At 74.5% G+C, this 24641-nt stretch carries 23 protein-coding genes and 1 pseudogene; 16 read left to right on the top strand and 8 right to left on the bottom strand.

Annotated features, from left to right (window positions below):
- The first annotated feature begins 90 nt into the window (after positions 1-90).
- Complete coding sequence (locus BMX65_RS10235; protein ID WP_074999896.1) at positions 91-1815, top strand: AMP-binding protein; 1725 nt, start codon at positions 91-93, stop codon at positions 1813-1815.
- 21 nt (positions 1816-1836) lie between these two features.
- Positions 1837-2712, top strand: a complete 876-nt coding sequence (locus tag BMX65_RS10230) for a PaaX family transcriptional regulator (protein ID WP_075000270.1) — start codon at positions 1837-1839, stop codon at positions 2710-2712.
- A 93-nt stretch (positions 2713-2805) separates the two neighbouring features.
- On the opposite strand, the gene BMX65_RS10225 is transcribed toward BMX65_RS10230, so the two are convergent.
- From BMX65_RS10225 to BMX65_RS10210, 4 genes are all read right to left on the bottom strand, one after another.
- A complete protein-coding gene (locus BMX65_RS10225; protein WP_074999895.1) occupies positions 2806-3078 on the bottom strand; it encodes a DUF3099 domain-containing protein in 273 nt (90 codons plus the stop codon).
- Between the two features lie 31 nt (positions 3079-3109).
- Positions 3110-3862 (bottom strand): alpha/beta fold hydrolase, encoded by a 753-nt coding sequence (locus BMX65_RS10220; protein ID WP_074999894.1) that lies wholly within the window; start codon positions 3860-3862, stop codon positions 3110-3112.
- A 170-nt stretch (positions 3863-4032) separates the two neighbouring features.
- Positions 4033-6339: a bifunctional salicylyl-CoA 5-hydroxylase/oxidoreductase gene (locus BMX65_RS10215; RefSeq protein WP_074999893.1), complete on the bottom strand. Its 2307-nt coding sequence runs from the start codon at positions 6337-6339 to the stop codon at positions 4033-4035.
- 7 nt (positions 6340-6346) lie between these two features.
- Positions 6347-7174: an enoyl-CoA hydratase family protein gene (locus BMX65_RS10210; protein ID WP_074999892.1), complete on the bottom strand. Its 828-nt coding sequence runs from the start codon at positions 7172-7174 to the stop codon at positions 6347-6349.
- Between the two features lie 233 nt (positions 7175-7407).
- Here BMX65_RS10210 and BMX65_RS10205 point away from each other — a divergent pair, with 233 nt between their 5' ends.
- The 3 genes from BMX65_RS10205 to BMX65_RS10195 all read left to right on the top strand — a co-directional run bounded on the left by BMX65_RS10205 (position 7408) and on the right by BMX65_RS10195 (position 9717).
- Entirely contained in the window at positions 7408-8748 is a 1341-nt protein-coding gene (locus tag BMX65_RS10205) for an AAA family ATPase (protein WP_075000269.1), read from the top strand.
- An 89-nt stretch (positions 8749-8837) separates the two neighbouring features.
- Positions 8838-9158 (top strand): nucleotide pyrophosphohydrolase, encoded by a 321-nt coding sequence (locus tag BMX65_RS10200; RefSeq protein ID WP_075000268.1) that lies wholly within the window; start codon positions 8838-8840, stop codon positions 9156-9158.
- 103 nt (positions 9159-9261) lie between these two features.
- On the top strand, positions 9262-9717 hold the full coding sequence (locus BMX65_RS10195; RefSeq protein ID WP_074999891.1) for a DUF6099 family protein: 456 nt from the start codon (positions 9262-9264) through the stop codon (positions 9715-9717).
- A 164-nt stretch (positions 9718-9881) separates the two neighbouring features.
- Here the strand turns inward: BMX65_RS10195 and BMX65_RS33435 are convergent.
- Positions 9882-9932 (bottom strand): annotated as a pseudogene (locus BMX65_RS33435) (cation-transporting ATPase); the annotation flags it as partial.
- A 99-nt stretch (positions 9933-10031) separates the two neighbouring features.
- Here BMX65_RS33435 and BMX65_RS10185 point away from each other — a divergent pair.
- The 11 genes from BMX65_RS10185 to BMX65_RS10135 all read left to right on the top strand — a co-directional run bounded on the left by BMX65_RS10185 (position 10032) and on the right by BMX65_RS10135 (position 20991).
- Positions 10032-10463 carry a hypothetical protein gene (locus BMX65_RS10185; protein WP_177214231.1) on the top strand — a complete coding sequence of 144 codons (432 nt, stop codon included), beginning with the start codon at positions 10032-10034 and terminating at the stop codon, positions 10461-10463.
- 88 nt (positions 10464-10551) lie between these two features.
- Positions 10552-11475, top strand: coding sequence for an LLM class F420-dependent oxidoreductase (locus BMX65_RS10180; protein WP_074999890.1), 924 nt, complete (start codon positions 10552-10554; stop codon positions 11473-11475).
- Positions 11472-12392, top strand: a complete 921-nt coding sequence (mmuM, locus tag BMX65_RS10175) for a homocysteine S-methyltransferase (RefSeq protein WP_074999889.1) — start codon at positions 11472-11474, stop codon at positions 12390-12392. Before BMX65_RS10180 ends, mmuM begins: the two co-directional genes overlap by 4 nt.
- Before the next feature lie 75 nt (positions 12393-12467).
- Positions 12468-13718 (top strand): arginine deiminase, encoded by a 1251-nt coding sequence (locus tag BMX65_RS10170; RefSeq protein ID WP_074999888.1) that lies wholly within the window; start codon positions 12468-12470, stop codon positions 13716-13718.
- A gap of 60 nt (positions 13719-13778) precedes the next feature.
- Complete coding sequence (gene argF, locus BMX65_RS10165; RefSeq protein ID WP_074999887.1) at positions 13779-14789, top strand: ornithine carbamoyltransferase; 1011 nt, start codon at positions 13779-13781, stop codon at positions 14787-14789.
- A 327-nt stretch (positions 14790-15116) separates the two neighbouring features.
- On the top strand, positions 15117-16640 hold the full coding sequence (locus BMX65_RS10160) for an amino acid permease (protein ID WP_074999886.1): 1524 nt from the start codon (positions 15117-15119) through the stop codon (positions 16638-16640).
- A gap of 185 nt (positions 16641-16825) precedes the next feature.
- A complete protein-coding gene (locus BMX65_RS10155; RefSeq protein WP_074999885.1) occupies positions 16826-17224 on the top strand; it encodes a hypothetical protein in 399 nt (132 codons plus the stop codon).
- Positions 17225-17324: 100 nt separating this feature from the next.
- Positions 17325-18197 carry a PP2C family protein-serine/threonine phosphatase gene (locus BMX65_RS10150; protein ID WP_074999884.1) on the top strand — a complete coding sequence of 291 codons (873 nt, stop codon included), beginning with the start codon at positions 17325-17327 and terminating at the stop codon, positions 18195-18197.
- Positions 18197-19267 carry an MASE1 domain-containing protein gene (locus tag BMX65_RS10145; protein ID WP_079171807.1) on the top strand — a complete coding sequence of 357 codons (1071 nt, stop codon included), beginning with the start codon at positions 18197-18199 and terminating at the stop codon, positions 19265-19267. Before BMX65_RS10150 ends, BMX65_RS10145 begins: the two co-directional genes overlap by 1 nt.
- A gap of 9 nt (positions 19268-19276) precedes the next feature.
- Complete coding sequence (locus BMX65_RS10140; RefSeq protein ID WP_239501949.1) at positions 19277-19990, top strand: hypothetical protein; 714 nt, start codon at positions 19277-19279, stop codon at positions 19988-19990.
- Positions 19991-20358: 368 nt separating this feature from the next.
- Complete coding sequence (locus BMX65_RS10135; RefSeq protein WP_074999883.1) at positions 20359-20991, top strand: LysE/ArgO family amino acid transporter; 633 nt, start codon at positions 20359-20361, stop codon at positions 20989-20991.
- A gap of 263 nt (positions 20992-21254) precedes the next feature.
- On the opposite strand, the gene BMX65_RS10130 is transcribed toward BMX65_RS10135, so the two are convergent.
- The 3 genes from BMX65_RS10130 to BMX65_RS10120 form a co-directional block, all read right to left on the bottom strand.
- Complete coding sequence (locus tag BMX65_RS10130) at positions 21255-22079, bottom strand: aldo/keto reductase (RefSeq protein ID WP_074999882.1); 825 nt, start codon at positions 22077-22079, stop codon at positions 21255-21257.
- Between the two features lie 151 nt (positions 22080-22230).
- Positions 22231-23481: a phosphopentomutase gene (locus tag BMX65_RS10125; protein ID WP_074999881.1), complete on the bottom strand. Its 1251-nt coding sequence runs from the start codon at positions 23479-23481 to the stop codon at positions 22231-22233.
- Positions 23478-24641: an alanine racemase gene (locus BMX65_RS10120; RefSeq protein ID WP_074999880.1), complete on the bottom strand. Its 1164-nt coding sequence runs from the start codon at positions 24639-24641 to the stop codon at positions 23478-23480. Before BMX65_RS10120 ends, BMX65_RS10125 begins: the two co-directional genes overlap by 4 nt.

Below are 24641 nucleotides of genomic sequence, written 5' to 3'. Positions count from 1 at the left end.
GCTCGACGCCACGCGCCGGACCGGCGCCGCCGGCGGTCCGCGGGCCGTCGGCCGAGTTCGGAGGACCGCCCGCGAGGGGGTAGCCCGGTGATGGATCCGACTCCGTCCGCGCACGTCGACACCTTCGCCCGGGACCATCTGCCGCCGCCCGAGCAGTGGCCCGTCCTGCTGCTGGACGACCCGGCCCCGGCCTATCCCGCGCGGCTCAACTGCGGCGCCGAACTGCTGGACGGGACCATCGAGCGGCTCGGAGCCGACCGGCCCGCCTTCCACAGCGGCGGCCTGCCCCCGGCTCCCGGCGCCGGACCCGACCGGGCACCGGCACCCCGGCGCACGTGGTCGTACGGCGAACTGCGGGCCACCGTCGACCGGCTCGCGCACGTCCTCACCGGGGACCTGGGCGTGGTGCCCGGCAACCGGGTGCTGCTGCGCGGCCCGACCAGCCCGGAGCTGGCCGCCTGCTGGCTGGCGGTGATGAAGGCGGGGGCCGTGGCGGTGACCGTCCTGGCCGCCCACCGGGCGGGCGAGTTGGCGACCGTCTGCCGGCTGGCGCGGGTCTCGCACGCGCTGTGCGACGTGCGGTCGGCGGACGAACTGGTCAAGGCCGACGTGCCGGGGCTGCGCACCGGCCTGTTCGGCGGCGGTGGTCCGGACGACGTGCTGCGGGTGGCCGCCTCCCGGCCGGACCGGTTCGAGGCGGTGCCCACCGCGGCCGACGACGTGGCGCTGATCGCCTTCACCTCCGGGACCACCGGTCGCCCGAAGGGCTGTGCGCACTTCCACCGGGACGTCCTGGCCATAGCGGACACCTTCGCCGCGCAGGTGCTGCGCCCGCACGCCGACGACGTGTTCGCCGGAACGCCGCCGCTGGGCTTCACCTTCGGGCTGGGCGGGCTGGTGGTCTTCCCGCTGCGGGTGGGCGCCTCGTCGCTGCTGGACCAGTGGGGCGGCGCAGCCCGGACGCCGGAGGCGATCGCGGCGCACCGGGTCTCGGTGCTGTTCACGGCGCCGACCGCCTACCGGGCGATGCTGGCGCGGCTGGCGGCCGAGCACCCCGGCGAGGCCGATGCCTGCGACCTGTCGTCGCTGCGCCGCTGCGTCTCAGCGGGCGAGCATCTCCCCGCCGCCACCTGGGAGGCGTGGCGGGAGCGGACGGGGCTGCGGATCATCGACGGGATCGGGGCGACGGAACTGCTGCACATCTTCCTCTCCGCCGCCGACGACGCGATCCGGCCCGGCAGCACGGGAGTTCCGGTCCCGGGGTTCCAGGCGCGCATCGTGGCGCCCGACGCGCAGGGGGCCCTGGTGCCGGTGCCGGACGGCACCCCGGGGCTGCTGGCGGTCCGCGGGCCGGTCGGCTGCCGCTATCTGGCCGACGAGCGGCAGCGCGCCTACGTGCGCGAGGGGTGGAACATCACCGGGGACACCTATGTACGGGACGCGGAGGGCTACTTCCGGTTCGTGGCACGCGCGGACGACATGATCATTTCCGCGGGCAGCAACATCTCGGGCCCCGAGGTCGAGGAGGTGCTGCTGGGCCACCCGGAGGTGAGCGAGGTCGCCGTGGTCGGCTGCCCGGACGAACACCGCGGGCAACTGGCCGTCGCACACGTCGTACTCGCCCCGGGCAGCACGCCGGACAGCGGGACGGCCGAGCGGCTGGCGGAGCACGTGCGCGCGGAGCTGGCCGCGTACAAGTGCCCGCGCCGGTTCGTCTTCGCCTCCGAGCTGCCGCGCACTCCCACCGGCAAGCTGCAGCGCTTCCGGCTGCGGGACCCGCGTCCGCAGGAGGGGCCCGACACCCGCCGGGCCTAGAGTGACGGCGTGGTCCAGAACGTGTTTCCGCAGCTCGACGAGGCCGCCCGCACCCCGCGCGGCCCACACCGCAAGCCCTCGCCCGGCTCCCTCGTCCTCTCCTTCTACGGCGCCTACGGCCGCGAGCCGGAGGGCGGGGGCACCGTACCGGTCGCCGCGCTGATCCGGCTGCTGGGCACCCTCGGCGTCGACGCGCCGTCGGTCCGCTCAGCGGTCTCCCGGCTGAAGCGGCGCGGGCTGCTGGCCGCCGACAGACCCGGCAGCAGGGCGGCCGGATACCGCCCCTCGTCCGCTGCCGCGCAGCTCCTCGCCGACGGCGACCACCGGATCTACCACCGCCCCGAACCGGACGGCAGTTGGCTGCTGGCCGTCTTCTCCGTCCCGGAGAGCGAACGCGACCGGCGGCATGTACTGCGCTCCCGGCTGGCCCGGCTCGGCTTCGGCACCGCCGCACCCGGTGTGTGGATCGCACCCGGTCATCTGGAGGCGGAGACCCGGCACGCCCTGGAGCGGCTGGAACTGGCGCCGTACGTGGACCTGTTCCGGGGCAGCCACACCGGATTCACACCGACCGCCGAAGCGGTGGCCCGGTGGTGGGATCTGGAGGCCATGGCGGAGGGCCACCGGGCGTTCCTCGCCGTACACGAACCCGTCCTGCGCCGCTGGGAGCGGCGCAGCCGGGTGCCCGCGGAGGCGGCGTACCGGGACTACCTGCTCGCGCTGGACGCCTGGCGGCAGCTCCCCTACGCCGATCCGGGCCTGCCCTCGGCGCTGCTGCCCGCGCGCTGGCCCGGCGAGCGGTCGGCGAAGGTGTTCGCCGGGCTGCACGCGAAGCTGCGCGACGCGGGGTACGCGTATGTGCGCGAGGTGTACGCCGAGACCACGCCGGCCCGATGACGTTCCAGCGTGCCGGGATGCCGCCGCGAGCCGCCGCGCAGCCGCCCGCGCCCGCACCGGGAGCCGCCGGGCCCCGGGCTGCGGGCTGCGGGCTCAGCGGCCTCCGCCGTCCCGCGGCGGCCGGTCGTCACCGGTCCACCGGTCGTCGGGCGGCAGGTCGTCCTCGGGCGGCTCGTCCCACCAGCGGTCGTCGGGCTCCCGCCGGTTGCCGACGATCACGGCGAGCGGCGGGAGGACCATGGCGACGGCGCACAGGGCGATGGCGGCGGGCACCGACCACAGCCGCACGAAGGCCCACGCGCTGACGAACAGCACCAGGCAGATGGCCATCAGCGTGAAGTACCGCCGCCGCCTCCGTGCGTACATGCTTCCACCGTACGGCGGCGGAGGCGTCCCGTCAGGCGGGGCGGACGGCGAAGCGCAGGGCGAGTTTCTCCAGCGCGTCGGCGGTGCCCTCCGGGTCGGTGAGCGGGCTCAGATGGTGCGCGGTGCGCCGCAGCACCCGGTGCCCGAGGGCCTCCACCCGCATCGCGGTCTCCTCGTAGCGGGGGCTGAGCCGCAGGTAGGCCGTCCGGGCGGGGTCCGGGTCCGGGAGGGCGGACGGGGCGGGCTCCTGGAAGTAGGCGAGCGGCAGCCGCGGGAGACCGGCCCGGAACTGCTCGCGCAGCACCGGATCGGGGACCTCGTCGATCAGGTCCTGCTCGGCGAAGCAGATGTCCCAGGGCGGCAGCACGCCGTCCTCGGCGAGTTCGCGCAGCCGCGCGGCCTGCTCCGGCTGGAGGGCCGCCAGCCCGCTCCGCCCCGGGTGCGGCCACGGCGCGTCGACGTAGACCGTACCGGCCACGGTGCGCGGCGGGCGGTGCCCGCGGGTGAGCAGTTCGCGGAGCGCGGGCAGCAGGGCCCCGGCGGCGCTGTGCCCGGCCAGGACGACGGGCGCGGCGGGGACGGCGGGGACGGCGGCAAGCTGGCGGGCCACGGCGTCGAGCAGTTCGGGGTAGTAGGGACCCGGGGCGTCGAAGGCCCCGGTCAGGGAGGGAACGCTCACCGTGCGGCCCCGTACACGGAGCGCACCGGCGACCGGTTGCCAGAAGAGGTCTCCGGCCAGCGGGTCGTGCACCAGCACCAGTTCGGCCTGGTTCAGAGCGGGCACAGTGCTCCCCTTTCCGGCTTCGGCGGGCGTGCGCGCCGGCTCGCCCGTCCGCGCCCCGGAGGCGCCTTCCCCGGAGGCGGGGGATCGCGAACGGACCGCTCAGCCTAGACCCGTACGGGGCGGCGGAGCCTGGGGATTACTACATACCGCAGAGTATGCAGCGGCGGGGGTCACAGGGACAGGCGGGGCTTCGGCGCATCGGTGCGACCGGTGGGAGGTCTGCGGCTGCCGGCCCGGTAGGGCTCCGGCCACGGCGCGCCGGGGCCCTCGTACTCCTGCTCGGCCGCCGCGTGCAGCGTCCAGTGCGGGTCGTACAGGTGCGGCCGGGCCAGCGCGCACAGATCGGCGCGCCCGGCGAGGAGCAGGGAGTTGACGTCGTCCCAGGAGGAGACGGCTCCGACGGCGATGACCGGGATGCCCAGCCGGTTGCGGATGCGGTCCGCGAACGGGGTCTGGTAGGAGCGGCCCAGCGCGGGGCGCTCCTCGGCGACGACCTGGCCGGTGGAGACGTCGATGGCGTCCGCGCCGTGCTCGGCGAAGGCGGCCGCGATCCGGACCGCGTCCTCCCCCGTGGTCCCGCCCGGCGCCCAGTCGGTGGCGGATATCCGCACCGTCATGGGGCGTTCGGCGGGCCACACCTCGCGGACCGCGTCGAAGACCTCCAGCGGGTAGCGCAGCCGCGCCGCCAGCGGGCCGCCGTAGCCGTCGGTGCGCCGGTTGGTCAGCGGGGAGAGGAAGCCGGAGAGCAGATAGCCGTGTGCGCAGTGCATCTCGAGCAGATCGAAGCCCGCACGGGCCCCGCGCCGCGCCGCGGCGGTGAACTCCTCCCGGACGGCGGCCATCCCGGCCGGGGTGAGCTCCTGCGGGGTCTGGCTGACGCCGGGGCGGTAGGGCAGCGGGGAGGCGGCGACCAGCGGCCAGTTGCCCTCGGTCAGCGGCTCGTCGATGCCCTCCCACATGCGCCGGGTGGAGCCCTTGCGCCCGGAGTGGCCGAGCTGCAGACCGAGCGCGGCGGTCGGGGACTGGCTGTGCACGAAGGCGGCGATCCGCCGCCAGGCCGCCTCCTGTTCGTCGCTCCACAGCCCCGCGCAGCCCGGCGTGATACGGCCCGGCTCCGAGACGCACACCATCTCGGTCATGGTCAGCCCGGCTCCGCCCAGCGCCCGCGCGCCCAGGTGGACGAGGTGGAAGTCGCCGGGCACGCCGTGCTCGGACCGGTACATGTCCATCGGGGAGACGACGACCCGGTTGCGCAGCTCCAGTCCGCGCAGCCGGAAGGGAGTGAACATGGGCGGAGTGCCCGGCCGGATACCCGCCTCCCGCTCCGTGGCGGCGACGAACGCCGGGTCCCGCACCCGCAGGTTGGCGTGGGTGACGCGGCGGCTGCGGGTGAGCAGGTTGAAGGCGAACCGGTGCGGGGGCTGCGCGACATGGTCGGCCAGCTCCTCGAACCAGGTCAGACTGGCGTGCGCGGCACGCTGGGTGGACCGTACGACCGGCTTGCGCTCCGCTTCGTAGGCGGCCAGCGCGGCGGGGAGGTCGGGCTCCTCGCGCAGGCAGGCCGCGAGCGCCAACGCGTCCTCGACGGCGAGTTTGGTGCCCGAGCCGATGGAGAAGTGCGCCGTGTGCGCGGCGTCGCCGAGCAGCACGATGTTCCCGTGCGACCACCGCTCGTTGACGACCGTGCGGAAGGCGGTCCACCGCGAACGGTTGCCGTGCAGTGTCCGCCCGCGCAGGGTCCCGGGGAACAGCGCGGCGCACCGCTCGGCCGCGGCGCGCTCGTCCAGCCGGTCCAGCCCCGCCGCCCGCCACACCTCCTCGCGGGCCTCGACCACGGCGGTCGAGCGGTCCGGCGCGTAGGGGTAGGCGTGGAGTTGGAGGATGCCGTGCGGGGTCTCGGCGATCTCGAAGCGGAAGGCGTCCGGCGCGAAGTCGGCGGCCAGCCAGATGTACCGGCAGCGGTGGGTGGTCAGCGCGGGCCGGAAGACGTCGGCGTGCGCTGCCCGGGTGGCGCTGTGCACCCCGTCGGCGGCGACGACCAGGTCGTGGTCGCGGGCCAGTTCGGCGGCCGGGGGCGCCTGGGTGCGGAAACGCAGCACCACCCCGAGCCCGCGGCACCGCTCGTGCAGCACCGACAGGAGCGTGCGGCGGCCGAGCGCCGCGAATCCGTGCCCGCCGGAGGTGAGGGTCCGGCCGCGGTGCACCACCTCGATCGCGTCCCACCGCACCAGGTGTTCGCCCAGGGCGGCGAAGGCGTCCGGGTCGGCGTTCTCGATCCCGCCGACGGTCTCGTCGGAGAGGACGACCCCGAAGCCGAAGGTCTCGCCCGGGGCGTCGCGTTCGTAGACCGTCACCTCGCGCGCCGGGTCGAGCCGTTTGAGCAGCAGCGCGGCGTACAGTCCGCCGGGGCCGCCGCCGATGACGGCCACGCGCAGCGCCCGGTGCCCCGGGGACGGCGCCGGGTGCACCGCGGTCACCGCCTGCTCACCTGCCCCGCCAGGACGGCGGGCGCTTCTCGGTGAAGGCCGCGTGGAACTCCTGGTAGTCCTCGCCGTGCATCAGCAGCGCCTGGGTGGCGGCGTCGAGTTCGACGGCGCCGGACAGCGGGAGGTCCAGTTCGGCGGTGAGCAGCGCCTTGGTCTGTGCGTGGGCGAGCGCGGGACCGTCCGCGAGCCGCCGGGCCAGTGCGTCCGCGGCCGGTCCGGCCGCGCCCTCCTCGGCCAACTGGCTGAGCAGGCCGATCCGTTCCGCCTCCGGTGCCCGCACCGGCTCCCCCAGCATCAGGATGCGGGTGGCGTGGCCGAGCCCGACCACCCGGGGCAGCAGGTAGGCGGCGCCCATGTCCCCGCCGGAGAGGCCGACGCGGGTGAAGAGGAAGGCGAACCGCGCGGTGGGGTCGGCCACCCGGAAGTCCGCCGCGAGCGCGAGCACCGCGCCCGCGCCCGCCGCCACCCCCTGGACGGCCGCCACCACGGGGAACGGCGCCTCCCGCAGGGCGCGGACGACCTGGCCGGTCATCCGGTTGAACTCCAGCAGCCGAGCGGTGTCCATCCGCAGCGTGGCGCCGATGATCTCGTCCACGTCGCCACCCGAGCAGAAGCCGCGTCCCTCGCCCGCGAGCACCAGGGCCCGGGTGCGGCCGCGGTGCGACAGTTCGGCCAGCAGATCGCGGAGGTCGGCGTACGCCTCGAAGGTGAGCGCGTTCAGCTTCTCCGGCCGGTCGAGCGTCACGGTGGTGACGCCCTCCTCCTCGGCGACCCGCAGGTGTCGCCATTCCTCGGTGCGCTGCGCAGATCCGGTGAACGGGCTCATCCCGCCGCCTCCGTCGCTCCGTCGGCAAACCGCCGGCCTCCCGCCGGTTCGGGCGGGTCGGCCACCGCGTCGAACGTATCACTGTGTTCTGACTGTCGTCACGAGTACGCGATAGACAACGACCGGGGGTCCCCTGCCCGCCGCGGCCCGCCGGCGCCGCGCGTCATCCGATCGGGGGAGCACGGAGGTGCGGGAACGGTTCGCCGCACAGGGGCGTGCGTACGGTCCCCGGCATGCGAGCGGCACAGCACGGCGGAGGAGCGGCCGCCACCCTGGACGGGCGCGCGGACGGCACGGACGGCCTCGCGGACGGTCCCGGCGGCGACCCCGGCGAGCCCTGCGAGCCCGGCAACCCTCCGGACTCCCCCGGCGACCCCGCGGACGGCCCCGGCCTCGGGCCGGGACGGGCCGCGCAGGCACCTGCCGTCAGCGCCCTGCACCTGTCCGCCTTCCGCGCGCTGCGCACCCGCACGGTTCCCCTGGGTCCCGTCACCGTGCTGACGGGACCGAGCGGCAGCGGCAAGTCCACCGTGCTGGAGGCGTACGAGGCGCTGGCCCGACTCGGCCAGGGCAGTCCGCTGGACGAGGTCTTCGGTGCACCTGCCGTCTCGCCCGCGGAACACTCCCCCTATGTCCCGCGGACAGCCCGGCCCGACCGCCAGGGGCGGCGCGGCTTCCGGCTCGGCTGCACCGTGGCGGGCCCGGCCGGACCGCTGCGCTTCGACGTCGCCGTACAGGCGGAACCCGAACTGCGCGTCGTGGGCGAGCGGTTGTCCGACGCCTCCGGCGGGACCCTGTTCTCCACCGCGCTGCGGGACCCGGCCCGGCGCGCGGTGGCGGCCGCCTGCCCGGCCGCGGGCGCTCACCGGACGCTGCGGATGCCCGACGACCGGCTGGCCCTGCCGCTGCTGCCGCTGCGGGTCGCCGGGACGACACCGGAGGAGCAGGTGCTGCTGGAGGCGGTCGAGCAGGTCGTGGTGGCACTGCGCTCGGTCTTCGCCTGCGCACCGGCGCCCGCGCGGATGCGGGAGCCGGTCGCGGCCCGGGACGGGAGGCTGCGCGGCGACTGCGGCAACCTCGCGGACGTGCTGCGGCGCACCCGGGCAGAGTGCGGCACCCGGCACGCGGCCCTGCTGGCCGCGGTGCGGGAAGGGTGCGCCGGGCCGGTGGCCGCCCTGCGGTCGGAGCCGGCCGGACCCGGCCGCGGACCGGACCCGGAACTGGTGCGGGGTGTCCTGGTGCGGGACGACGGCGGACCGGGCACGCCGCTGGAGTGGCTGGGCGAGGGCGAGTTGCGGTTCACGGCGCTGGCTCTGGTCCTGCTGACCGGGCCCGGGGTGCTGTCGGTGGACACCGTGCACGAGGTCCCGGCCGCACGGCAGGCGCTCACGGTGCTGGCGGACGGCGCGGACCGCGGGCTGGACGAGCGGCAGGCAGCCGAACTCCTCGCGCTCGCCCGGCGGATGGCGGAGCGCGGCCATGTGCGGCTGCTGGCGACGAGCACCGCCGGGGGCGTGCTGTCCCGGGACGCGGCGCGGAGGGGCGATCCGCTGCTGGTAGACCTTGGGAGGTGAACGCAGAGCACGACGACGCAGACGAGACACGCACCGGCGGCCCGAACGGCACCGGCAGCCACCAGAAGGCTCCCCGCACGGTCGCGGAGCTGCAACGACGACTCGCCCGGTTCGCCGAGGCGCGGGACTGGGGGCAGTACCACACCCCCAAGAACCTGGCGGCGGCGCTGAGCGTGGAGGCGGCCGAACTGGTGGAGATCTTCCAGTGGTTGACCCCGGAGCAGTCGGCGCGGGTGATGGCGGACGCCGAAGGTGCCGCGCGGGTCGAGGACGAGGTCGCGGATGTCCTCGCGTACCTGCTCCAGTTCTGCCATGTGGTGGGGGTCGACCCCCTCGCGGCACTGGAAGCGAAGATCGAGAGGAACGAAACGCGTTTCCCGAAGCCCGGAACCGGTCACTCTATGGAGTGAAGAACTTCGTCGCACGAGCCTTTTATCCACGAAAATCCGAAACCTCCTGGCGGAGCTGGCCCAATTCAGTCACGCTGGGTGACGACCAGTGAGGGGTAGGCAGATGGACGCAGGCCGGCTCATCGCCGCCACACGCCAGGCCCTCGCGCTCAGCGCGGACGTGTCCGACACTCTCGCCGAGGCATGGCAGGCGCAGGCGCTCGCGGCGGCGGTCGGCAGCCACCTCGCGGTCAGCGGACCCCCGGCGGTCCGGTCGGAGGCGCTGGGCCTGAGCGAGGTGGGCGGCAGGGCCAACGGCTCCAGGAACCAGGCGATGCGGGCGGGGGCGGTGCGCGCCGCCCAGCTCTCGGAGATCGACGACCCCCGGCGCACGCTGGACGACCTGGGCGCGCTCCTGGGCGAAGCCGGGGTCGCCCTGGTCGGCGTCGCGGTCACGGCGGAGGAGGAGGCGCTGTACTGGCAGTGCATGGAAGCCATCGACGCGGCCGACGAGTCGGGCGACCGCATCGCCGCGATCCTCCGCACCCTGGCCATGCGGGAACGCGGCAGCCTGGCCTGACGGCGCGGCGACCGCGCGGCTCTGCTCCCCGCAGCCGGGGGCGAGTTCGTAGCCGGCCTCGTCCACCGCCTCGCGGACGGCCGCGAGGCGGGGAAGAGCGGCGCCGAGGAGGGTGGGGTGACGGTGTCGTGCTCGACGTCGACCACCACCTCGGCCACCCCCGGGAGCCGGCCCAGCTCCGCACCGACGGCCTCGGCGCAGTGGCCGCAGGCCATGCCCAGCACCGGGTAGCTGCGGCTGCGGGCACCGGGCCCGCTCACGCGGCGGCCTCCGCGCCGTCCGGGACATGCCGCGTTCCGTCCGGGACGTGGCGGGTGAGCATCCGGGCCCGCCGCAGCCGCCCGTCGGACGCGCGGGAGGATGCGGAGCGGCACGTCGCCGTCGCCGAGTTGCTGGAGCGGGTCGTCCGGCGCGGCCGGCGCGACAGCGAGTTCGACGACCGGCCTCCGGCGGACTGGCTGGTCTCCGCCGTCATCGCCCTGGCGCACACCGCGAGCGAGCAGGCGGAGGCCGGACGGCTGTCCCCGGACCGGGCCCGGGAAGTCCTCCGCACCAGCCTGCTCCGCCTTCTGGGGGCCGGCTCCGGTCGGGCCGCAGAGGACGGCGGGACCGGCGGGACGGGCAGGACAGGCGGGACGGGCAGGACAGGCAGGACGGGCAGGACAGGCAGGACGGGCAGGACAGGCAGGACGGGCAGGACAGGCAGGACCGGCGGGACCGGGGAGGACGCCGCGCGGGACGGCTGAAGCAGGTCCGGCACGGCCGAGGCGAGCGCGCAGGGCCCGGTCCGGTGCCCGCGCCTCGCAACACCGTGCGACCAGGCAGTATGGGGGCATGCGACTGCGAATCTTCACCGAGCCCCAGCAGGGGGCCGACTACGACACGCTGCTGAAGGTCGCGAAGGCCACCGAGGACCTCGGCTTCGACGCGTTCTACCGCTCCGACCACTATCTGGCCATGGGCGACTCCGACGGGCTGCCCGGGCCCACCGACGCCTGGATCACCCTGGCCGGGCTCGCCCGGGAGACCAGCCGCATCCGGCTGGGCACGCTCATGACCGCCGGGACCTTCCGGCTGCCGGGGCCGCTGGCGATCCAGGTGGCCCAGGTGGACGCCATGTCGGGCGGCCGCGTCGACTTCGGCCTGGGCGCGGGGTGGTTCGAGGCGGAGCACACCGCCTACGGCATCCCCTTCCCCAAGGAGAAGTTCGGCCGGCTGGAGGAGCAGCTCGCGATCATCACGGGGCTGTGGGAGACCCCGGCCGGTGAGACGTTCAGCCACCAGGGCACCTACTACCAGCTCACGGACTCCCCCGCGCTGCCCAAGCCGCACCAGGAACACATCCCGGTCCTGGTGGGCGGCTTCGGCGCCACGCGGACGCCGCGGCTGGCCGCGCGCTACGCGGACGAGTTCAACGTGCCCTTCGGCTCCCTGGCCGACACCGAGCGGCAGTTCGACCGGGTGCGGGCCGCCGCCCGGGACCGCGGCCGCGACGCCGCGGAGCTGGTGTACTCCAACGCGCTGGTGGCCTGCGTGGGCCGGGACGACGCGGAGGTGGCCCGCCGCGCTGCGGCCATCGGCCGCGAGGTGTCCGAGCTGAAGGAGAACGGACTGGCGGGCACGCCGGAGGAGGTCGTGGACCGGATCGGCCGGTTCGGCGAACTCGGCAGCTCCCGCGTCTACCTCCAGATCCTCGACCTGGGCGACCTGGACCACCTGGCACTGATCGCGGATCAGGTGCAGGCCAAACTGTCGTGACGCCGCATCCCGGGTCTCCGCTCGCCCAGGCGCTCGACCAGGGCACCGTACTGCTGGACGGCGGGCTCGCCCACCAGTTGGAGGCACAGGGCAACGACCTCGGTGACGAGCTGTGGTCGGCCCGCCTGCTGGCCGAGGCGCCCGGGGAGGTCGAGGCCGCGCACGCGGCGTACGTCCGGGCCGGGGCGCGCGTGCTGATCACCGCCAGCTACCAGGCGTCGTTCGAGGGCTTCGGGCGTCGCGGCCGGGATGCGGCGCAGGCCGCCGCGCTGTTCCGGCGCAGTGTGGAGCTGGCACGGGCGGCGGCGCGGGGCGCGACCGGCGAGCAGGTGTGGATCGCGGCGTCGGTCGGCCCCTACGGCGCGGTGCTCGCGGACGGCAGCGAGTACCGGGGCCGGTACGGGCTGGGCGTCGCGGAGCTGGCCGACTTCCACCGGCCGCGGATCGAGGCGCTGGCGGCGGCGGAGCCGGACGTCCTCGCGCTGGAGACGGTGCCCGACGCGGTGGAGGCCGAGGCGCTGCTGCGGGCCGCGGCGGACTGCGGACTGCCGGTGTGGCTGAGCTGCACGGTGGCGGGCGGGCGCACCCGCGCGGGGCAGCCGCTGGCGGAGGCGTTCGGGCCCGCCGCGGGCAATCCGCAGGTGCTCGCGGTCGGCGTGAACTGCTGCGCGTCCGAGGAGGTGGACGCGGCGCTGGAGGCGGCCGCGCGGGCGTGCCCGGGGGTGCCGCTGGTCGCCTATCCGAACAGCGGCGAGGGGTGGGACGCGGCACGGGCCCGCTGGACGGGGTCGCCGTCGTTCGCGGCGCGGCGGGTTCCGGGGTGGGTGGCGCGTGGGGCCCGGCTGGTCGGCGGCTGCTGCCGGGTGGGACCGCGGGACATCGCCGCGGTGGGGCGGATGCTGCGGCAGGACGGCTGAATCCGGCGGGGCGCGTGCGGCGGCGGGGCCTGTCGACTCCTCGCGGTGCGCGGGGTGCTCCGTCAGGATGAGCGCATGGGATTCCATGTCGACTCCGAGACCGGGCGGCTGCGCCGCGTCATCGTGCACCGGCCGGGGCTCGAACTGAAGCGGCTCACCCCCTCCAACAAGGACGATCTCCTCTTCGACGACGTGCTGTGGGTGCGCCGGGCCCTGGAGGAGCACGACGCGTTCGCCGGTACGCTGCGCGAACTCGGTGTCGAGGTCCATCTGTTCGGGGATCTGCTGGCGGAGGCGCTCGACGTCCCCGCCGCCCGCGCACTGGTCCTGGACCGGGTCTTCGACGAGAAGGAGTACGGCCTGCTGGCCACCGACCACCTGCGGGACTCCTTCGACCGGCTGCCCACGGCCGAGCTGGCGGAGGCGCTGATCGGGGGCATGACCAAGCGCGAGTACGTGGAGCGCTGCACCGAGCCGGCCTCGGTGCGCTTCCATGTGATGGACGAGGACGACTTCCTGCTGGCTCCGCTGCCCAACCACATCTTCACCCGGGACACCTCGGCGTGGGTGTACGACGGGGTGTGCATCAACGCGATGCGCTGGCCGGCGCGGCAGCGCGAGACCGTCCACTTCGAGGCCGTCTACCGGCACCATCCGCTGTTCGCGGCCGCCGCGGACGCCGGCGGCTCCGGCGGCGGGTTCCACACCTGGGCGGGCGGCCAGTCGGCGTACCCCGCCACCATCGAGGGCGGCGACGTGCTGGTCCTGGGCAACGGCGCGGTGCTGGTCGGGATGAGTGAGCGGACCACCCCGCAGGCCGTGGAGACCCTGGCGCACGGGCTGTTCGCGCAGGGCTCGGCCCGGTCGATCGTCGCGCTGGACATGCCCAAGCGCCGGGCCTTCATGCATCTGGACACGGTGCTGACGATGGTCGACGGGGAGACCTTCACCCAGTACGAGGGGCTGGGCATGCTGCGCTCGTACACGATCGAGCCGGGTTCCGGCGCCCAGGAGCTGAAGGTCTCCGACCACGCCCCCGAGCACATGCACCGGGCTGTCGCGGCGGCGCTGGGGCTGGACCGGATCCGGGTGCTGACCGCGACGCAGGACGTGCGCTCCGCCGAGCGGGAGCAGTGGGACGACGGCTGCAACGTGCTGGCCGTCGAGCCGGGTGTCGTGGTGGCCTACGACCGGAACGTGACGACCAACACGCATCTGCGGCGGCAGGGCGTCGAGGTGGTGGAGATCCCCGGCGGTGAGCTGGGGCGGGGGCGCGGCGGGCCGCGCTGTATGAGCTGCCCGGTGGAGCGCGACCCGGTCGTATAGGAATTCATTGCACCGTATACAATTGCGGACAGCACTGCACGCGCGCACCTAGGAGCCCCCATGGCAGCAGATCTCACCGGCCGCCACTTCCTCAAGGAGCTGGACTTCACGCCGGAGGAGTTCCGCGGACTGGTCTCCCTGGCCGCCGAGCTGAAGGCGGCGAAGCGGGAGGGCACCGAGCAGCCGCGACTGCGGGGCCGGAACATCGCGCTGCTCTTCGAGAAGTCCTCCACCCGCACGCGCTGCGCCTTCGAGGTCGCCGCCGCCGACCAGGGAGCGCACACCACCTACCTGGACCCGGCCGGCTCGCACCTGGGCGTGAAGGAGTCCATAAAGGACACCGCGCGCGTGCTCGGGCGGATGTTCGACGGGATCCAGTACCGCGGCAGCGGACAGGAGAAGGTCGAGGAGCTGGCCGCGCACGCCGGGGTGCCGGTCTTCAACGGGCTCACGGACGCGTGGCACCCCACCCAGATGCTCGCCGACGTGCTCACCATGACCGAGCACGCGCCGGGCGCGGCGGGCAGGCCGCCGGAGGAGCTCGCCTACGCGTACCTGGGCGACGCGCGCAACAACATGGGCAACTCCTACCTCGTCACCGGGGCGCTGCTGGGGATGGACGTGCGCATCGCGGCCCCGCGCCCGCTGTGGCCCGAGGAGCCGGTGGTCACCCGGGCCCGCGAGGTGGCCGAGCGCACCGGCGCGCGGATCACCCTGACCGAGGAGGTGGCCGAGGGCGTCGCCGGGGCGGACTTCCTCGCCACCGACGTCTGGGTCTCCATGGGCGAGCCGCAGCAGGTGTGGGCCGAGCGGATCGCGCTCCTGAAGCCGTACGCGGTGACCATGGACGTCCTGCGGGCCACCGGGAACCCCGAGGTGCGCTTCCTGCACTGCCTTCCGGCCTTCCACGACCTGGGCACGGCGGTGGCCCGGGAGATCCACGAGCAGCACGGACTGACCTCGCTGGAGGTCACCGACGAGGTGTTCGAGTCGGCGTACTCGGTCGTCTTCGACCAGGCCGAGAACCGGCTGCACACGATCAAGGCCGTACTGGTGGCCACGCTGAGCTGACGGCCGGCCGGACCCGCCCGAGGCCGACCGGGCCCGCTCCACGGCGGTCGGGCGCCCGGGATCCGCACGACTGTGCGCATAGTCATACGGATATCTGCGGAATCATGCAGTCGGGGCGCTTACGATGGAGACCACCTCGAAGGGTCCGGGCACCCGCCCGGACCCTTTCCTTGTGGCCTCGTGGCCTCGCGGCCTTTGTGACCCTGTGACCCCGTGGCCTCGTGGCCTCTGTACCCCTGTCTCCGTGTCCCCGTGCCAGGCACCCCTGCGCACGTCCCACCTGTGCACCCACCCCCGTGCGCACACCCGCACCACCCTGGAAGTCCCATGCCCCGCACCGGCCTGCGTCTGAAGTCCCCCGATCTGCTGGTCGCCGAATCCGGCGCCGACCTGGAGGGACACGGCCTCAAGCGCACCCTCGGCCCGTTCCAGCTCGTGTGCTTCGGCGTCGGCGCGATCGTCGGCACCGGCATCTTCGTCGGCCTGTCCGACACCGTCGCCGAAGCCGGTCCTGCCGTCCTCGTCTCGTTCGTCCTGGCCGCACTGACCTGCGTCTTCACCGCCTTCTCCTTCGCCGAGCTGGGCAGCGCCATGCCGGTCTCGGGCAGCTCCTACTCCTACGCCTACGCCGCCCTCGGGGAGCGTGCGGCGTTCCTGGTCGGCTGGTGCCTGCTGCTGGAGTACGGCGTCTCGGTCTCCGCCGTCGCGATCGGCTGGGGGCAGTACCTCAACGAACTGCTGGAGAACACCGTCGGCGTGCGCATCCCGGCCGCCCTCGCCGACGCCCCCGGGCACGGCGGCGTCGTCAACGTGCCCGCGGTGGTCGTGATGCTGCTCGCCGCCGTGCTGCTGGTGCGCGGCGTGCGGGAGAGCGCGCGGGCCACCGCCGCGATGGCAGTGATCAAGGTCGGCATCCTGGTGCTCTTCTGCGCCATCGCCTTCACCGCCTACGACGCCGGGAACCTCTCGCCGTTCGCACCCGAGGGCCTGGGCGGCATCGGGGCCGGGGCCTCGCTGGCCTTCTTCTCCTTCATCGGCTTCGACGCCATCTCCACAGCCGGTGAGGAGGTCCGGAACCCGCGCCGGAACGTCCCCCTGGCGATCCTGGTGACCCTCGGCTGCGTGGCGCTGCTCTACTGCCTGGTGTCGGTCGCGGCCATCGGCGCGATGCCCTGGGAGCAGGTGGGCGGCAAGCCCGCCGCGCTCTCGCTGATCGTCGACCACGCCACCGGATCGGCCTTCGGCTCGACCGTGATCGCGCTGGGGGCCGTGGTGGCCATCGCCTCGGTGGTGCTGGCGGTGATGTACGGACAGACCCGGATCCTGCTGTCGATGTCCCGGGACGGGCTGGTGCCGCGGGTGTTCGCACGGGTCTCACCCAGGACCTCGACCCCAGTCGCCAACACCTGGATCGTCGCCGTCGTCTTCGCCGTCCCCGCCGCCGTGGTGCCGCTGGACGTCGTGCTCGACATGACGGTGATCGGCACCCTGGCGATCATGGCGGTGGTGAACGTGTGCGTCCTGTCGCTGCGCCGCTCGCAGCCCGGACTGCGGCGCAGCTTCCGGGTGCCCTTCTCGCCCTGGTCGCCGCTGCTGGGTGTGGCGCTGAGTCTGTATCTGATGTCCGGGCTGCCGCTGGTGACCTGGGTCCAGTTCGCGGTCTTCCTCGCGGTCGGTGCACTGGTCTACTCCCGCTACGGGCGGCCCCGCTCCCGGTTGGCCGCGTCTCCCGAGGCGCAGCCCCCGGGCGGGACGCTCCCGGACGGCACGCCCGCGGGCGGCAGCCCCACGAGCGGAGAGCCGTCGAACGGGGACCCGTCGGCCGCGCCCCGGCCCTCCGTCGGGGCCTGACGGCCCGCCGGCACGGGTACGGTGCCCCCGGGCTGCACCGCACGCCGTCCGCCCCGTACCAGGGTCCGCGGCGGCGCGCACCGGTGCCGCCGACCACCGGTGCAGGCCCCGTGCAGCCGCGGTCCGGCCGGTGACCGGCCGGCGGACCCGCGGGCACGGGGCGGAGCGAGAGAGCGGAGAGTGCGATGCGCGTGGGACTGCTGAGGGCTGTCGGAGCGGCGACGGCCGTGTACGGAGCCGCCGTCACGGCCTGGCCCGGGCTGCTGGCCAAGCCGTCCGGACTGGTGGACCAGGACGGCCGGACCGCCCCCGAGACCCGGACCTCGCTGCGGCCGCTGGCCTGGCGGGACGCGGCCAGCGGCCTCGCCCTGGTGCTGGCACCGGAGGGCCCCGCGCTGCGCACGGCCGCCTGGCTGCGGATCGCGGCCGACCTGGGCGACGCGGTACTGCTCGGCACGACCCTCCCCCGCGCCACCCGTGCCAAGGCGGTGGCCGTCTCGGTGGGCTGGGGCGCCCTGTCGGTGGCCGCGCTGTGCGCGGGCCGGGAGAGCGCCGGGGAGGCGGAATCGGCCGGGCGGGGCTGACCTCCGGGCCTCCACCGATGCGGGCCGGTGCGCTGCGGGCCGCCCTCCGTACGCACGCGCTCACCGGGCGCGGCTGCCCGCCCGGGGCTACGCTCGGATCATGGAGGGTCGGCACCGTCACGCGCGGCCGGCGAGCGCGGACGATCTGCTCTCGCAGCTCGGACAGCTCACCGCCCGGGTCCGCGAGGAGGTCGAGGTCCAGCGCGCGCGGGTCGAGCTGGCCGAGGCCCTGCAGCGCGGCATGCTCCCCTCCACCCTGCCCACCGCGCCGGGCCTGCGCGTCGCGGCCCGCTACGCTCCGGCCCGCAACGGCCTGGACATCGGAGGCGACTGGTACGACGGCTTCCTGCTGTCCGACGGCACCCTCAGCTTCTCGGTGGGCGACGTCCAGGGGCACGACGTGGAAGCCGCCGCCTACATGGGCCAGGTCCGCATCGCACTGCGCGCCGTGGCGGCCATGGGCTCCACGGACCCCGGCGAGATCCTGCACACGGCCAACGAGCTGCTCGCCGCGATCGACAACCCGCTCTTCGCCACCTGCGTCTTCCTCCGGTTCGACCCGCGCACCTGGAGCGTGCACACCGCACGCGCCGGACACACCGGCGCGGTGTGGGCGCGGGCCGACGGGGTGTGCGGCGTCATCGACCACACCGCGGAGGAGATCGGCCTGCCGCTGGCCGTGCTGGAGGGCCAGACCTACACCGTCACCGAGTACCGCTTCACCCAGCCGGGTGCACTCGCGCTGCTGACCGACGGCGTGGTGGAGGGACCGCGCTTCCCACTGGAGCAGGGCCTCGACCAGGTCGCGCAGGTGCTGCGGGAGGGCGTGCACGAGGACCCCGAAGTGCTCGCCGACCGGGTCATGGAGGTGGCCGAGCAGACCGGGCACACCGACGACGCAGCCGTACTGGTGCTCAGCTATGACGGGCCGGAGGCGTGTCAGACGGACCGTGCGGCGCCCGGCGTTGTCTGATGAACGATGTGCCCCCCAGCGAAACGACAGCCGATCACCACCCACCGGAACCCTCCCCTCCGCCGGCCGGTCCGCTGCTCGGCGACACCCCGTCGAGGCTGCTCGCGGCCTATGTGCTGCGGCTCGTCGTGCTCGCCCTGCTCTACTACGGGGGCGGACGGCTCGGCCTGCTGTGGAAGGTGGCGGTCGAGAACGCGGTCGTCACCCCGTTCTGGCCGCCGACGGGTATCGCCGTCGCCGGGCTGCTCTGGTTCGGACTCCGGGTGTGGCCGGGGGTGGCCCTCGGCGCACTGCTGGTGCTCACCAACATGGGGCCGCTGAGCTGGACCTCGCTGGGCTCCGTCGCGGGCAGTACGCTCGCCCCGGTCCTCGCGTGCCTGCTGCTGCACCGCGCGGGATTCCGCGAACAGGTGGACCGGCTGCGGGACGGGGTGAGCCTGGTCTTCCTCGCGGCGTTCCTGGGCATGCTGGTGAGCGCGACCGTGGGCACCCTGATGGTGGTCGCGGGCGGCAACCTCACACTGCATGAGTTCTGGCCGGTCTGGTCCGCATGGTGGGCGGGCGACGCGGTCGGCGTCCTGGTCGTCACACCGCTGCTGCTGTCCCTGCCCCGACTGGGCCGGCCGCGCAGCGTCCTGCAGGCGGTCGAGGCCCTGGGACTGGGCGCGGCGACGACAGTGCTGGCCATCGTGGTGACCCGCGCCCCCATGGATCTGCTGTTCCTGATCTTCCCGCTGCTGGTGTGGGCCGCGCTGCGGTTCCAGTTGGCGGGCTGTGCGGTGAGCACGACCATCCTCGCGGTCGCCGCGACCGGGGCCGCCACCGCACGGGTGGGGGTCTTCGCGCGGGAGGACCTGATCACGGGCATGATCACGCTCCAGGCCCTGAACGGCTCCGCCGCGCTGACCACGCTGCTGCTGGCCGCAGTCACCGCCGAGAAGCGCAACACCCACCGGAGAATCGCCGCCGCCTGCGAAGACCTCGCCGAGATGGTGGAAGTCCTCGCGCCGCAGGGCCGCGGTCCGCGCTCGTTCCCGGCCGGCGGCCGAACGGGGCAGCGCCAGGGATAAGGTCCCGCCATGGCCCTGCCCCCGCCCGCCGAGCCCCCGCCCGTGCCGTCCCGGTCCACTCCGTCCCAGACCGTGCCGTCCCGGACCGCGACCCAGACCGTGCCGTCTCCGGACGCCGCCGCGTGGGAGCGGGCACTGGGCACGCTGGGACCGTGGCTGGCCGCCGTGGGTCCGCGGCGGCACGCCGACTGGCTGCAGGACGTCTCGGCGGTGCTGCGGCTCGGCACCCGGGACCCGCGCGGCTGGCACACCGTCGACCAGCATGCGGGAAGCTCCTCCCGCACCTCGCAGGCCCCGTACTACCCGCTGGCGCTGGTGGACGCGCACTACCTCGACCACCACCTGGAGCTGATCACCCGGCGGGTGGCCACCATGCTGCTGACGCGCCACTGCGCCGAATACGGCGGCTCCCCGTTCCACCACCACTCCGCGGCGGCGCTGGGCGCGGCGGCCCGCACCGTCCTGGCCAGGTTCGGCCCCGCCGCGGAGTTCGCCACCAACGAGGACCTGCTCACCGACGAGTTCGGCGACGACACGTTCGACGACGACACGTTCGACGACGAGGAGGGCGGGGCGCAGGCCGCCGACAGGTGCCGCCGGAGCTTCGCCGTCAACGGCCTCACCCATCCGGCAGCCGAGCGGGACGGCTACCTCATGGACATGGGGGTGGTCGCCGCCTCGGAGACCGAGGTCGGCGTCTTCTGGAACTACTTCATCGACTGACCCCCCGCCCGCGTCGTGCTGGGCCACTCACCGGCGTAGCGGCCTGCCCCCTCACCCGCTCCTCGAACTGGAGGCAACGGTGGGCCCGCACACACAGGTGCAGGCCGCGTTCGCTGCCCTGCGACCGGACCGGGGAGAATCGCGCAACTGCCGCTTCCGGTACGAAGGTTCGGATGTCCGGGAGCGCGGAACAGCTCGTGTCGCGGACCACGGCGATCACGAAATCGAGTTGCGTGGGTGGCCCGGGGCCCCGAGGATCTGCCCATGCCCACGACAACTGTTTCCGTGCTGCCCCTGTCCTCCTCCGCTGCCGCGGGGCGGGGCCAGCAGCAGCCCGGCTGTCCGCGGAGGCCGGTTCTGCACCGCGCATGAGCGCGGCCCTGGTCGCCGGACTCCTGGCCGGCTACGGCATCGCCATGCCGGTGGGAGCGGTGGGGACGTATCTCGTGGCCCTCACTGCACGGACGTCGTTGAGGGTGGGTGCGTGTGCCGCTTTGGGTGCCGCGACCGCTGACGGCCTGTACGCGCTGATTTCCGTGCTCGGTGGCTCAGCGCTCGCGCCCGTCATCGAGCCGATCACGCAGCCGCTGCGTTGGGCCTCGGCCCTGGTGCTCGCGATGCTGGCGTGCCGGACCGCCGCGACGGCCATCGCCGAATACCGCAAGCGGGAGGTCACCGGAAGGATCGACCGGGAACCGATGAGCCCGGTGCGGGCGTATCTGGGGCTCCTGGGCATCACGCTGATGAACCCGATGACCGTGATCTACTTCGCGGCCCTGGTGCTCGCCGGCCAGGGCTCCACCCCGCTGGACCGCTGGGACAGGGCTGTGTTCGTCCTGGCGGCCTTCGTGGCCTCTGCCAGTTGGCAACTGCTGCTCTCCGGTGGCGGAGCCTTGCTGGGTCGCGTGCTGACGGGGCCGCGCGGACGGTTGTGCACCTCCCTGGTCTCCGGCACCGTGATCATCGGTCTTGCGGCTCATCTGCTGGTCTCGAGGTCGTGATCGGCGGGCCACCTCGGATACACAGGCGGTTCCCACGGCGCCGGCCGACCAGCCAGCGGTCGGCAGCCGAAGGGCTGATCGCTGGCAGACGCCGGAGAGCGGCTGGGGGTCGGAGAGCGACTGGGGGTCGTGTGCAGAAGTCGAGCAGGACTGCGCAACGTCCGCCTGTCGCGGAAAGTCCGATGCCGCGGAGCCCGACGGGCCAGGTGCCCGCTGGTCACCGGCCCTCCACGAGCCGAAACCGGCGGCGGCCGCGCGGCCGCTCAGAGGATCTCCAGCGGGCGCTTGCGGTGCGGCGGCGGGAACGCCTCGTCCAGCACGGCACGGTCCTCGTCCGTGAGCCGCAGATCGGCCGCCGCGCGGTTCTCCTCGACGTGCGCGCGCACCGACGCCTTGGGGATCGCGACGACGTCCTCGTGGCGCAGCACCCAGGCCAGCGCCACCTGCGCCGGGGTGGCTCCGTGCGCTTCGGCGACCGTACGCAGTGCGGGGTGCTGCAGCAGCCGCCCCTGCTCGACCGGGGAGTAGGCCATCAACGGGACCGCCAACTCGCGGCAGCGGGGCAGCAGATCGAACTCGGGGCCGCGCCGCGAGAGGTTGTAGAGCACCTGGTCGGTCTCCGGCACCGCTCCGTCGGGCAGGTCGGCGAGGTCGTCGGTGTCGAGGTTGCTCACTCCCCAGAAGCGGATGTCGCCCTCGCGTACCAGGTTCTGCAGCGCCTCGACCGTCTCGGCCAGCGGGACGCCGCCGCGCCAGTGCAGCAGGTACAGGTCGATGCGGTCGGTGCCCAGCCGGCGCAGGCCGGCCCGGCAGGCTTCGACGGTGCCGCGCCGGTCGGCGTGGGAGGGCAGCACCTTGCTGACGAGGAACACCTCGTCCCGGCGGCCCCGCACGGCCTCGCCGACCAACTCCTCGGCGGCGCCGCTGCCGTACATCTCAGCGGTGTCGATGAGCGTCATGCCCAGATCGATTCCGGTGCGCAGCGCCTCCAGCTCCTGGGCCCGGCGGGAGGGATCGTCACCCATGTGCCAGGTGCCCTGGCCCAGAGCCGGGACGGCGGTACCGGAGGGGAGCTTCACAGTGCGCACGACGTTCGCGGTCCTTTCCGTGGGCGGCGGTTGCGGCCGGGCCCGGTGGGATGCGCCGGTGCCCGACGGAAACCGGGACGGTGCCAGGCTGAACCGGGCGGGTGCCCAGGCGGCGCCCGGACCGGGCGCCCGGTGCCGCTCCTATGATCGCTCAGACCGCGGCGCGCTGCGGTATCCGCCTGCCGTTGGCGAGGCCCCCGGGGTCGAGACCCAGCGCGGCGGCGGCCGTGGCACCCACGTCCGCCAGGCTGTCCGCGTCCGGCAGCAGCTCCACGCCGGGCGCTCCGGGGCGGTGGATGAGCACCGGCACGTACTCGCGGGTGTGGTAGGCGTGCCCGATGGTCGGGTCGTTGCCGTGGTCGCCGGTGACCACGAGCCGGTCCCCGGGCCGGTCCAGCAGTGCGACCAGCGCGGCCAGCCCCGCGTCGACCTGCTCCAGGATGCGCGCGTACCGCTCGGCGTCCTGCTGGTGCCCGGCCAGGTCGCTCTCCTGCACGTTGGCGACGACCAGGGCCTCCCCCGGCGCGCGGACCGCCTCCGCCGTGTGGGCGAGGACCTCGGCCGTGGGCACGGCGGGGCGGCGGACCGCGGCCTCGCACGCGAGGATGTCCGCGGCCTTGCCGACGAGGGTCACCGGAATGCCGGAGCGCGCCGCCAGGTCGGGCAGTTGCCGGGTGTGGTCCAGCTCCGCGCCCAGGTGCCGCACCTGGAGGCCGTCGTTCCGGTAGAAGCCGCTCGCCGGGGTGTCCAGCCCCACCGTGCCGGCGTCGCCGTCGCGGACGAACTCGGGCAGCGGGCCGTCCGCGTGACCGCCGACGGCGATGACCCGGGCGACGGGCGCCACCGCGCGCACCGTGCGGGCGACGGCGAGGATGCCGTCGAAGCCGAGGTCCGTCAGCTCTGCCGACGCGTTCCAGTTGATGCCGGGGTCGGCCTCCAGATTGTCGTGCACCAGCACACTGCCGTCGACCAGCAGCAGCGGCCTGCCGTCGAGGAGTACGACGCGGTGCCCCGCCGCGCGCAGGGCCGCGGTGACCTCCGGCAGATGCTCGCCGAGCCGGGCGACGGTCACCCGGCTGAAGTCGGCGCCCATCATCGTCTGGTGGCCGGCGAAGGTGTCGGCGCCGGGGTAGCCGAGCGCCGCCCGGCCCGCCGCGACGGGCAGCCGGGTGCCGCGGGCCAGGTCGGGGTGCGGGTGGACCAGGCCCAGGCCCAGCGCGCCGAGGACGGGCAGCCGCAGCGGCCTGCCGAGCACCTCCCGGGCGTGGTCGAGCACATGACCGCAGGTGTCGGCGGCCAGGTCGCCGGGACGCAGCGCTCCGGCGTCCGGCATCGCACCGATCCCGAACCCGTCGACGACGACGATGACGGTGCGCCCCCGGTCGTCCCGCCCGGCGGTCACAGCGCCCGCCCGTGTGCGTCGTACAGCCCGGTCAGCCGGGGTCTTCCGGACGCGAGACCGGCCACCACCGCGACTGTGGAGCGGGTCACGAAGACCTGGGTGCGAAAGGCCAGCAGTGCGGTGTCGCCGGCCCGCACCGGCCGGCCGGAGCCGGGGGCGGCCAGCAGCCGGTAGTAGTCGATGTTCTCCGCGGGCGCGTCCTGCACCGCAAGCCGCTGGCCGGTGCGGGGCAGCAGCGCCGAGGTGATGTGCGCGCGCGGGTAGAATCCGCCGCCGAACAGCGCCGGCCTCCCGTCCGCCAGCGTGTGCGCGACCTCCGACACGTAGACGTAGGCGGGCCGTTCGGGCTGGCCGGTGTCGACGGCGTGCAGCGGCGTGGTGCCGGTCAGGGCGTGGCCGGGCTCGCCGTGGGTGGCGCCCAGCCGCGCGAGCAGCGGCAGGCTGGCCACGGAGGTGGCGCTGGGGGCGCTGAGCTTCAGGTCCCGGTGTCCGCGTGCGGCGAGCGCCTCGCGGGCTTCGAGGGCGACGTCGAAGGTGGGAGTGGGCTCGGGGAGGCCGGTCTTGGCGTCGCTCAGTACGCAGGGGAAGGCGGTGACTCCCGCGATCCGGATGCCCGGCAGCCGCTCGGCCTGCTCGGCGAACGTGTCGAGCGCGGACAGCGGGACACCCCCCTCCTGCCCCGGGTAGACCGAGCCGGGGGCGCCCTCGAGCCGGACGAGGACGTCCTGCACCAGGCCCAGGCGCTGCGCCGCCGCGGAGACGGCACGCGCGTTGTCGAGGTCGAAGACGGTGACGGCCTCCGGCCGGAGCGCCAGCAACTCGGGGAGGGCGCGGTGCGGGACCTGCACCAGGTGGCCGAGGTTCCCGGCGCGGGCTCCGGCCGCGTGCAGGGTGCGGGCCTCGTCGGGGTCGATGGCGGCGAACCGGGGAATGGCGCGCGCGACGGCCCGGATCAGTTCCGGGTTGCGGCCGAACTGCTTGACCACGAACCACAGCGACAGGTCCAGGCGCCGGGCCGCGTCCGCGAGGAGGGCCGCGTTCTGCGCGATGGCGTCCAGGTCCATGACGTAGGTGTCGGGTGGGATCTCGCCGCGCCGGTGGAGGTCGGCCGCGGTGTCGGCGAGCTCCGGGTTGCGGGCGAGGAGGCTGTCGAGGAACAC

The organism is Streptomyces qinglanensis, from assembly GCF_900111245.1.
GTDB lineage: Bacteria > Actinomycetota > Actinomycetes > Streptomycetales > Streptomycetaceae > Streptomyces > Streptomyces qinglanensis.
This window is presented reverse-complemented; position numbering and strand designations above follow the sequence as displayed.

Excerpts from the sequence above, each read along its gene's own strand:
- BMX65_RS10205 (WP_075000269.1), top strand. The coding sequence starts at position 7,408 with ATGCGAGCGGCACAGCACGGCGGAGGAGCGGCCGCCACCCTGGACGGG.
- BMX65_RS10150 (WP_074999884.1), top strand. The coding sequence starts at position 17,325 with ATGGAGGGTCGGCACCGTCACGCGCGGCCGGCGAGCGCGGACGATCTG.
- BMX65_RS10195 (WP_074999891.1), top strand. The coding sequence starts at position 9,262 with ATGGACGCAGGCCGGCTCATCGCCGCCACACGCCAGGCCCTCGCGCTC.
- BMX65_RS10155 (WP_074999885.1), top strand. The coding sequence starts at position 16,826 with ATGCGCGTGGGACTGCTGAGGGCTGTCGGAGCGGCGACGGCCGTGTAC.
- BMX65_RS10145 (WP_079171807.1), top strand. The coding sequence starts at position 18,197 with ATGAACGATGTGCCCCCCAGCGAAACGACAGCCGATCACCACCCACCG.
- BMX65_RS10235 (WP_074999896.1), top strand. The coding sequence starts at position 91 with ATGGATCCGACTCCGTCCGCGCACGTCGACACCTTCGCCCGGGACCAT.
- BMX65_RS10140 (WP_239501949.1), top strand. The coding sequence starts at position 19,277 with ATGGCCCTGCCCCCGCCCGCCGAGCCCCCGCCCGTGCCGTCCCGGTCC.
- BMX65_RS10225 (WP_074999895.1), bottom strand. The coding sequence starts at position 3,078 with ATGTACGCACGGAGGCGGCGGCGGTACTTCACGCTGATGGCCATCTGC.
- BMX65_RS10210 (WP_074999892.1), bottom strand. The coding sequence starts at position 7,174 with ATGAGCCCGTTCACCGGATCTGCGCAGCGCACCGAGGAATGGCGACAC.
- BMX65_RS10160 (WP_074999886.1), top strand. The coding sequence starts at position 15,117 with ATGCCCCGCACCGGCCTGCGTCTGAAGTCCCCCGATCTGCTGGTCGCC.
- BMX65_RS10170 (WP_074999888.1), top strand. The coding sequence starts at position 12,468 with ATGGGATTCCATGTCGACTCCGAGACCGGGCGGCTGCGCCGCGTCATC.
- argF (WP_074999887.1), top strand. The coding sequence starts at position 13,779 with ATGGCAGCAGATCTCACCGGCCGCCACTTCCTCAAGGAGCTGGACTTC.
- BMX65_RS10180 (WP_074999890.1), top strand. The coding sequence starts at position 10,552 with ATGCGACTGCGAATCTTCACCGAGCCCCAGCAGGGGGCCGACTACGAC.
- BMX65_RS10135 (WP_074999883.1), top strand. The coding sequence starts at position 20,359 with ATGAGCGCGGCCCTGGTCGCCGGACTCCTGGCCGGCTACGGCATCGCC.